Origin of the sequence: Streptomyces muensis (assembly GCF_021474425.1) — a bacterium.
In the GTDB taxonomy this organism is placed as follows: Bacteria; Actinomycetota; Actinomycetes; order Streptomycetales; family Streptomycetaceae; genus Streptomyces; species Streptomyces muensis.
This window is the reverse complement of sequence record NZ_JAKEIP010000328.1, coordinates 1-7,821: the sequence shown is the minus strand read 5'-3', so window position 1 is coordinate 7,821 and position 7,821 is coordinate 1. Positions and strand designations below refer to the sequence as shown.

Below are 7,821 nucleotides of genomic sequence, written 5' to 3'. Positions count from 1 at the left end.
GGGTGGCGGGGGCCGGGCGAGGAGGATGGGCCGGCGTTGAGTGACGTGGGCGACGTGGACCGGAGTTGGCCGGCGTGGGCGACGCGCGCGACGTGGGCTGACCTGGGATGGCGCGGGCCGGGGCAGGGTCGCACCGGCCGACGCCGGCTGACACGGGCCGGGGCGGCCATGCCTGAGCCGGCTCGGGACGGTACCGAGGTGTGCTGACCGGCGCCGGCCGACACGGACCGGTGCGGGTTCATCCGGACCGGCGCGCCCCGCAGGCCGGCTCGTGCCGGCGCCGCGTCGCGCTGACCAGTGCAGACTGAGGCGGGCGACGCGGACCCACTCGGGCTGGCGCGGGTCGATACCGAGGCGGGGTGACGATGCTGACCGGCACCGGACCCACCTGGGCTGGCCGGCGTAAGGACCTACCACCCGAACTGGCACGGACCGGCACCGAGGCGGGCCCGCTGGTGTGGATCGGCGCTTGGTCGACGTCGGTCGAGGCTGGTCGGTGCCAGGCGGGTGGGAGTCGCCGTCGGGGGCGGAAACGCCGACGGCCCGTCTGCTCTCGCAGACGGGCCGTCGTATCCGGGTGGGCGATACTGGGTTCGAACCAGTGACCTCTTCGGTGTGAACGAAGCGCTCTCCCACTGAGCTAATCGCCCGGGCGCAGGAAGAACATTACCCCATGTCAGGGGGTGCGTGTGACCAGCGCGAACCCGCACCGGCCGACGTCCGCACCCCCGTCGCCGACTACTGGTCCTTGATCTTCCAGGGCATGACTATGCCGAACTTCCACACGTAGAAACCGACGAGCGCGGCCACGATCACGAGGCCGATCGACGTCAGGATGATGTTGCGACGGCGCACCTTCGGATCGAGGGCCCGCTGGGCGGCCTCGGTGACCTTGCGCTTGGTCCAGCGCAGCACCAGCTGGGCCCAGACGAACTCGGTCGCCCAGATCGCCATGCCGCCGAAGATCACGACCCAGCCGGGACCGGGCAGCGGCAGCATGATGATGCCGGCGACCACGACCGCGAGGCCGATGACGAAGACACCCACCTGCCAGCTGACATGCAGCACACGGCGGGCCTTGATGAACTCCGGCGCTCTCGAACCGAGGCCCTGCTCGCTGTCGCTCTTCACACCGTCCACTTCGATCTGTCCCGTCGCCACGGCAACTTCGCCCGGCTCGTTACTCCCCGTATTCATACGGCCAAACCCTACCGGACAGAAACCAGTCACCGGAATGGGCGTACCTCGCGAACTGGTTCTCGGCCGGAAGAGTTACGTAAACACACGCAAAACACTCAGAGGGGTTTACAACGGCACCGTAGGTGGCATGTCGATTTCGCCGACGTGCGAATCCCCGAGCGCACACTGAGCGAAAGGCCCTGGCGCTTATGAACACCACGGTCAGCTGCGAGCTGCACCTGCGCCTCGTTGTGTCGAGCGAGTCCTCCCTGCCTGTCCCCGCAGGCCTGCGGTACGACACGGCCGACCCCTACGCCGTGCACGCCACCTTCCACACCGGAGCAGAAGAGACCGTCGAGTGGGTGTTCGCCCGCGACCTCCTCGCGGAGGGCCTCCACCGCCCCACCGGAACCGGCGACGTCCGTGTCTGGCCGTCGCGCAGCCACGGCCAGGGCGTCGTCTGCATCGCCCTGAGCTCTCCGGAGGGCGAGGCACTGCTGGAGGCCCCGGCACGGGCTCTGGAGTCCTTCCTGAAGCGAACAGACGCCGCCGTACCTCCCGGTACGGAGCATCGGCATTTCGATCTCGATCAGGAGCTCTCGCACATCCTGGCGGAAAGCTAGGGCGAGGCGGTCCCCTCAAGGCCGCCCGGCGCCGTCGACTCGGGGAGACGGCTCGGGCCAAGACAACCGCATACGGCACACATCACGCCGCCTCCGCTCCACGGGGGCGGCGTTGGTGTGCCTGTGGCCAGTGGGGGCGGTGATGCGATCGTGACGGTGCGTTGTGACCGGCTCCAGTACGACGGGAACCGTCGATGCCTCCCCGGCGTTCTATTCGAAGCCACGTGCGGGCTCGGCCGATGTGTGGGCACCGCGAGCCACTACCATCGGCCAGCATCGGCGGGCGCCCCGCCCGACCCCAGGCCAGGGAGCGAAACGTGCTGATCACCCATGACACCCGGTGTGCGCTCGATGCCGTGGTGGATCTGGTGAACACCTCGCCGGAGGGCGACGACTCGCCGGACGGACTGCCGGATGTCGCGGCTCTCGCCGATTTCGTACGAAAGCACGAGATCAGCGATGTCGGCGTGCTGTCGGAGTTCGACCTGTCGGCGGTGCGCAAGGTGCGTGGGCGGTTCGCCGCGATCTTCGCGGAGCCCGAGGCACGCAGGGCGGCCGGACTGATCAACGAGCTGGTCGCCGCCGCGGGCACCACCCCCCAGCTGACGGACCACGACGGCTACGACTGGCATGTGCACTACTTCGCCCCCGGTGCCTCCATCGCCGACCATCTGGCGGCCGACTGCGGCATGGCGCTGGCGTTCTTCGTGGTCGCCGGAGAGCAGGAGCGGCTGCGGCGCTGCGAGGCGCCGGACTGCCGGCACGCCTTCGTGGACCTCTCCCGCAACCGGTCTCGGCGCTACTGCGACAGCCGTACCTGCGGAAACCGTCTGCATGTGGCCGCCTACCGGGCGCGGCGCAAGGAAGCGGCCGGCTGACACGAGGGGTGTGTCGACGCGGACCCCGGCGGGTGGCGCCGGGGACCGCGGGTACGGCTCAGAGCAGCAGCAGATCGTGCAGCGCAGCCATGAGCAGCAGACACCCGATCACCGCAAGGAAGATCATCAGCGGTGGCTGGGAAAGGGCGAAGAGGCACCCGCGAGGCTCGTCCTGAGCTGGCGCGGCCTCGCTCTGTGTCGTGTCCAGCATCTCGCGCCGATGATGGCGCAGTTCCCCCTGGTCGCGCGATCAACACGCCCGGAATGAGCGGGAGTTCGCTGGATTCCGTGATGTCCGGTTCGAGTCGTGATCGCTTACGGCCGGGCGGCGACCCACTGTGTCGTTTCAGTCCTGCGGGCGGCCGTCATATGCCGTGCTTCTTGAGGATCGCCTCGATGTCGCTGAAGTCGTCCGAGGCCTCGGACCGGGGCGCGGTCGCGGGTCGGCCGGTCTGCCGGGAGCCCGCGCCCAGCGAGGGCGCCGAGGCCGCCGGGGCCACCGCCTCACGCTGCGCGGCGGCTCGGGCCTCCTTGCGCTCCTTGCGGGTGCCGCCGCGCCGGCGCTCCACCGCACGGGTGCTCGCGAACAGCAGCCAGGCCGCGCCGAGGACTCCGAAGCCCGCCCAGGCCGTCGGGCTGAAGGCGGTGTCCGCCAGCCAGTCGACGACACCGGTCATCACCAGCCCGAGGGGCACCAGCGAGTACGCGGCGATGCGCGTGGCCGCGAGGAAGCGCTTGCGGTACGCCGTGACCGCCGCGATGCCCAGGCCGGCCGCGGCGACGGCGGAACAGACGGTCTCGGCAATCATCCGGTCCTCCAGGCAGACTGGGTCGGGCAGGGCACTTTTCGTCCCTTCCATCCTGCACCGTGGCAGGCCCGACCGGCCATGCCTCCGTCCGACATCAGGGACATCTCCGGGTCGCCTCCTCCGCAGGTGCCGGTGACGGACGTACCACCAGGTCGGATTGGGGCGCCAGGGACGCTGCTGGGAGACTGGGGGCATGAGCGACTCCTCCCCCGACCGTCCCGCCGCCCCCGTCCTCGACATCTGGTGCGAGCTCCAGTGCCCCGACTGCCGCGGCGCCCTGGACGACGTCCGTGCCCTGCGTGCCCGTTACGGCGACCGGCTGGAGCTTCGGCTGCGGCACTTCCCGCTGGAGAAGCACAAGCACGCCTTCGCCGCGGCGCAGGCCGCCGAGGAGGCCGCGGAGCAGGGGCAGGGCTGGCCGTATGTCGAGGCCGTGCTGGGCCGCGTCGAGGAGCTGGACCGTAAGGGGGAACCCTTCCTGGTCGAGGTGGCCCGGGAACTCGGTCTGGACGCGGAGGAGTTCGACACCGCGCTGATCGACGGTCGGCACATCCTCATCGTCGACGCCGACCAGGCCGAGGGCAAGGCGATCGGCGTGACCGGCACGCCGACGTATGTGATCGGCGGCGAGCGCCTGGACGGCGGCAAGAGCCAGGAGGGACTGCGCGAGCGGATCGAGGAGATCGCCGACCGGCTGCTCGCCGAGCCGGGCGCCTGATCCGCGACCTGGGCCTCCGCCCCGCTTGCCGACGAGGTCGGGCGGCATCACCGGACGGCTACAGCAGCGTCTTGTACATCTCGAACTGCCGCGTCTCGTAGCCGAGTGATTCGCAGAGGCGCTCGGCGGGAGCGTTGTCCGCGAAGACGTCGAGACCGATGGTCCGGTACCCCGCTGCGACAGCCTGTCCCTCGGCCAGCAGCATCAGGGTGCGGCCGTGGCCGTTGCCGCGGTGGGCCGCGTCGGTCTCGACGTCGTAGACGTAGGCGCCGCCGTCGCGCTCCGCCACCCACAGGGTGCCCACCGGGACGTTCTCGTGCTCGAGGACGCTCAGGACCACGTTCGGCGAGCGCGGACCGTCCGGCAGCAGGCGCGCGTGGTCCCGCTCGGACCTGGCCCGCGCCTCGGCCTCCGGAACCCCGCGCTCGGCCCAGCTGCGGAAGTAGCGCTCGTGGCTCCAGGCCAGCCACACCCCGTACTCCGCCGCCGTCATCGGCCGGCCCCGGCTTCCCGCCGGCAGCTCGGGCGGCGTGGCGCCGAGCGCCTTCTCCATGCGGCGGTTGCGGACGAGGTAGCCGAGCGCCGTGGCGAGACGCAGCGCGGGTCCGGCGCCGTCGGCGACGGTCGTCTCGATGCGCCGGCAGCCCCAGCCGCGCGCCACCTCCTCCGCGGCGAGGGCGGCCACCGTGCCACGACCGCGACGCCGGTCCGGTTCCTCGATCCGCAGCCCCGATATCCGGGCCACCGCCGCACCGAAGACCGGATGCGTGCCGAGGCGGAGATCGCCCACGGGGCGGCCGTTCACACACACCTGGTAGTGGCGCGAACGGGTCCCGTCCGCGTTGTGCTGAAGCGGCTCGGTCGGCCGCAGGGTCGTCGTCATCAGGGGTGTTCTACCCAACGCACCGGCTCACCGCAGCCCGCTTTCCCGCTCCTACGGATCCAGGTCGTCCCCGGACCGCTCCTCGAAGATCCGCATGGCCTTGGCGGTCACCGGGCCCGGCGCGCCCGGGAGTTCGCGCTCGTCGACCCGGTGCACGGCCTGCACGTCCCGCAGGGTGGAGGTCAGGAAGACCTCGTCGGCCCGCTGAAGGACGTCCAGCGGCAGGTCGGTCTCCTTGGCGCCGGTCCATTCGACCGCCAACGCGCGCGTGATGCCCGCGAGGCAGCCCGAGGCGACCGGCGGGGTGTGGATCTCGCCGTCCAGCACGACGAAGACGTTCGATCCGGTGCCCTCGCAGAGCTGCCCGACCGTGTTGGCGAACAGGGCCTCGGAGGCGCCGTGTTGATGGGCGCGGGCGAGAGCGACGACGTTCTCGGCGTACGAGGTCGTCTTCAGACCGGTCAGCGCGCCGCGCTCGTTGCGGGTCCAGGGCACGGTGATCACGGCCGTGGAATCGGGGCGCCGGGTGGTCTCGCCGAGGGCGACGACGAGGGTGGGGCCGTGCTCGCCGCGGTCGGAGCCGAGCGGCCCGTGACCGCCGGTGTAGGTGATCCGCAGCCGGCCGAGCGGCATCGGATTGGCCTCCAGGACGGCCGCGCAGGCACGGCGGACCTCGTCGTGGTCGGGGTCGGGCAGACCGAGACCGCGCGCCGAACGCGTCAGCCGGTCGAGGTGGCGGGTCAGCGCGAACGTACGGCCGTCCACCGCCTTCACCGTCTCGAAGATGCCGTCGCCCACGGTCAGCCCGTGGTCGAAGACGGAGACACGGGCGGACTCGATGTCCTGCAGCCCGCCGTCGAGCCAGATCCTCACGATCGCAGTCCCTCTCCACTCACCTCGTACACCCCCGACGCTACCGCGAGCAGCCGGGACGCCTTGAGCTCGGTCTCCCGCCACTCCCCCTCGGGGTCCGACCCCCAGGTGATCCCCGCCCCGGTGCCGAACCGCAGCACACCCTCGCCCCGGTCGATCCAGAACGTACGTATCCCGACGGCCAGCTCACCGACACCCCGGTCGGCGTCGACCCACCCGATGCCCCCGCAGTACGGCCCGCGCGGCGCCGTCTCCAGCGCCTCGATGATCCGCAGCGCACTCGACTTGGGCGCCCCGGTGACCGAACCGGGCGGAAAGGCGGCACCGAGCAGCTCGGACCAGCCCGCGTCCTCGCGCAGCTCACCGCGCACGGTGGACACCAGATGGACAAGGCCCGGATGCTTCTCCACGGCGCACAGATCGGGGACGGTGACGGTCCCGGTGGCGCACACGCGACCGATGTCGTTGCGGACCAGGTCGACGATCATCACGTTCTCGGCGTAGTCCTTCTCCAGCAGGTCCGCCTCGGTGCGCCCGGTGCCCTTGATCGGCCCGGACTCGACGATCCGCCCGTCACGCCGCAGGAAGAGCTCGGGAGAAGCGGTCGCGATCTCCACGCCGTGCCGCGGCAGCCGGATCGTTCCTGCGTACGGCGCCGGGTTGCCGCGGGCCAGCAGAGCCGTCAGGGCGTCCACGTCGGCGTCCGCCCCGATCGGCGCGCTCAGCACCCGGCACAGGTTCGCCTGATAGACCTCGCCGGCCGCGATGTACTCACGGATGCGCCGGACTCCCGCCGTGTACGCGGCGCGATCCAGCGAGGACGTCCAGTGACCGGCCGCCGGACCGACCCACCGGCCCGGCACCGGCGCGGGCACGGGTTCGTCCCTTACGTCCCGGAAGCGGGCGCAGGTCAGACCGCCCTCGAAGTCTGCGCGAACAGCCCAGAAACCGTGGGAGTCCAGGGCGCCGGGATCGCTGGTGACATCGACGAGGCCGGTGGCGACGCGGCCGCCGAAGCGGGCGAGAGGAGGGAGGTCGAGCACGCAGTCGAGTCTATGGCGGGTGTCCCGCGGGCGACCTGCCCGTGTCCCTTCGGGGCCGTCGGCAGGTCCCTGAGCAGGTGCAGCGCAGCACGCTGCACAAACGCGTTTTTGTACTGGCCCCGGAATCCGCTAGAGTTCAACACGTCGCCGGGCCGCGGGAGCGGAACGAAACGACAAGCGGACGTAGCTCAGTTGGTAGAGCGCAACCTTGCCAAGGTTGAGGTCGCGAGTTCGAACCTCGTCGTCCGCTCGAAGGAACAAGGGGATCTTCCCGAACCCCTCACTCCTGGTGGAGTGGCCGAGAGGCGAGGCAACGGCCTGCAAAGCCGTCTACACGGGTTCAAATCCCGTCTCCACCTCCAAGGACGATTAGCTCAGCGGGAGAGCGCTTCCCTGACACGGAAGAGGTCACTGGTTCAATCCCAGTATCGTCCACTGGATCTTCGGCAGATCATCGAAGGTCTGACCCGCGCGATTAGCTCAGCGGGAGAGCGCTTCCCTGACACGGAAGAGGTCACTGGTTCAATCCCAGTATCGCGCACGCAGCCCCTCTCACGGGGTGGCTGACCTGGACGATTAGCTCAGCGGGAGAGCGCTTCCCTGACACGGAAGAGGTCACTGGTTCAATCCCAGTATCGTCCACACAGAGAAGCCCCCGGTCCTGTGACCGGGGGCTTCGTCGTGGTGCGGCTCAGCTGGAGAAGAGCATGTGCCCGAAGCTCTTGTGACGCTTGTGGCCGTAGTGACCGCCGTGGTGCCCGCCGCCGTGCGGGGCGCCCCAGGCGGGCGCCTGCGGGGCGGCCGGGTAGGCCTGC

General features: G+C 70.5%; 9 protein-coding genes, 6 tRNA genes and 1 pseudogene. 8 read left to right on the top strand and 8 right to left on the bottom strand.

All coding sequences use genetic code 11. The features are described from left to right. Nucleotides 1-578: 578 nt before the first annotated feature. Together L0P92_RS39640 and L0P92_RS39635 are read right to left on the bottom strand one after the other, a co-directional pair. Nucleotides 579-650: transfer RNA gene (locus L0P92_RS39640), tRNA-Val, on the bottom strand. Nucleotides 651-738: 88 nt separating this feature from the next. Then, complete coding sequence (locus tag L0P92_RS39635) at nt 739-1,197, bottom strand: TIGR02611 family protein (protein ID WP_234767979.1); 459 nt, start codon at nt 1,195-1,197, stop codon at nt 739-741. Nucleotides 1,198-1,388: 191 nt separating this feature from the next. Between L0P92_RS39635 and L0P92_RS39630 the strand changes: the two genes are divergently transcribed. Both L0P92_RS39630 and L0P92_RS39625 read left to right on the top strand, forming a co-directional pair. Continuing rightward, nucleotides 1,389-1,802 (top strand): SsgA family sporulation/cell division regulator, encoded by a 414-nt coding sequence (locus tag L0P92_RS39630; protein ID WP_004002642.1) that lies wholly within the window; start codon nt 1,389-1,391, stop codon nt 1,800-1,802. A 317-nt stretch (nt 1,803-2,119) separates the two neighbouring features. Further along, entirely contained in the window at nt 2,120-2,680 is a 561-nt protein-coding gene (locus L0P92_RS39625) for a CGNR zinc finger domain-containing protein (protein ID WP_234767978.1), read from the top strand. 58 nt (nt 2,681-2,738) lie between these two features. Here the strand turns inward: L0P92_RS39625 and L0P92_RS39620 are convergent, their stop codons facing one another. Continuing rightward, on the bottom strand, nt 2,739-2,891 hold the full coding sequence (locus tag L0P92_RS39620) for a hypothetical protein (protein WP_167366237.1): 153 nt from the start codon (nt 2,889-2,891) through the stop codon (nt 2,739-2,741). A gap of 154 nt (nt 2,892-3,045) precedes the next feature. Further along, entirely contained in the window at nt 3,046-3,489 is a 444-nt protein-coding gene (locus L0P92_RS39615; protein WP_234767977.1) for a hypothetical protein, read from the bottom strand. 193 nt (nt 3,490-3,682) lie between these two features. Between L0P92_RS39615 and L0P92_RS39610 the strand changes: the two genes are divergently transcribed. Beyond that, a complete protein-coding gene (locus L0P92_RS39610) occupies nt 3,683-4,207 on the top strand; it encodes a DsbA family protein (RefSeq protein WP_234767976.1) in 525 nt (174 codons plus the stop codon). Between the two features lie 58 nt (nt 4,208-4,265). Here the strand turns inward: L0P92_RS39610 and L0P92_RS39605 are convergent, their stop codons facing one another. From L0P92_RS39605 to L0P92_RS39595, 3 genes are read right to left on the bottom strand one after another with little or no spacing between them, the layout of a single operon-like run. Next, nucleotides 4,266-5,090 (bottom strand): GNAT family N-acetyltransferase, encoded by an 825-nt coding sequence (locus L0P92_RS39605; RefSeq protein WP_234767975.1) that lies wholly within the window; start codon nt 5,088-5,090, stop codon nt 4,266-4,268. Nucleotides 5,091-5,141: 51 nt separating this feature from the next. Then, nucleotides 5,142-5,963, bottom strand: a complete 822-nt coding sequence (locus tag L0P92_RS39600) for an aminotransferase class IV (protein WP_234767974.1) — start codon at nt 5,961-5,963, stop codon at nt 5,142-5,144. Then, nucleotides 5,960-7,006, bottom strand: a complete 1,047-nt coding sequence (locus L0P92_RS39595; protein ID WP_234767973.1) for a chorismate-binding protein — start codon at nt 7,004-7,006, stop codon at nt 5,960-5,962. The genes L0P92_RS39600 and L0P92_RS39595 overlap by 4 nt, the downstream gene beginning before the upstream one ends. A gap of 177 nt (nt 7,007-7,183) precedes the next feature. On the opposite strand from L0P92_RS39595, the gene L0P92_RS39590 reads away from it, so the two are divergent. From L0P92_RS39590 to L0P92_RS39570, 5 genes are all read left to right on the top strand, one after another. Beyond that, nucleotides 7,184-7,256: transfer RNA gene (locus L0P92_RS39590), tRNA-Gly, on the top strand. Between the two features lie 38 nt (nt 7,257-7,294). Next, a tRNA-Cys gene (locus tag L0P92_RS39585) sits at nt 7,295-7,368 on the top strand. 1 nt (nt 7,369) lies between these two features. Further along, a tRNA-Val gene (locus L0P92_RS39580) sits at nt 7,370-7,441 on the top strand. Nucleotides 7,442-7,475: 34 nt separating this feature from the next. Continuing rightward, nucleotides 7,476-7,547, top strand: a tRNA-Val gene (locus tag L0P92_RS39575). A gap of 29 nt (nt 7,548-7,576) precedes the next feature. Continuing rightward, nucleotides 7,577-7,648 (top strand) — tRNA-Val (locus L0P92_RS39570). A gap of 49 nt (nt 7,649-7,697) precedes the next feature. Here L0P92_RS39570 and L0P92_RS45900 read toward each other — a convergent pair. Continuing rightward, nucleotides 7,698-7,821, bottom strand: a pseudogene (locus L0P92_RS45900) (zf-TFIIB domain-containing protein); the annotation flags it as partial.

Coding starts and splice junctions, on each gene's coding strand:
- L0P92_RS39635 (WP_234767979.1), bottom strand. CDS start 1,197: ATGAATACGGGGAGTAACGAGCCGGGCGAAGTTGCCGTGGCGACGGGA.
- L0P92_RS39630 (WP_004002642.1), top strand. CDS start 1,389: ATGAACACCACGGTCAGCTGCGAGCTGCACCTGCGCCTCGTTGTGTCG.
- L0P92_RS39620 (WP_167366237.1), bottom strand. CDS start 2,891: ATGCTGGACACGACACAGAGCGAGGCCGCGCCAGCTCAGGACGAGCCT.
- L0P92_RS39615 (WP_234767977.1), bottom strand. CDS start 3,489: ATGATTGCCGAGACCGTCTGTTCCGCCGTCGCCGCGGCCGGCCTGGGC.
- L0P92_RS39610 (WP_234767976.1), top strand. CDS start 3,683: ATGAGCGACTCCTCCCCCGACCGTCCCGCCGCCCCCGTCCTCGACATC.
- L0P92_RS39605 (WP_234767975.1), bottom strand. CDS start 5,090: ATGACGACGACCCTGCGGCCGACCGAGCCGCTTCAGCACAACGCGGAC.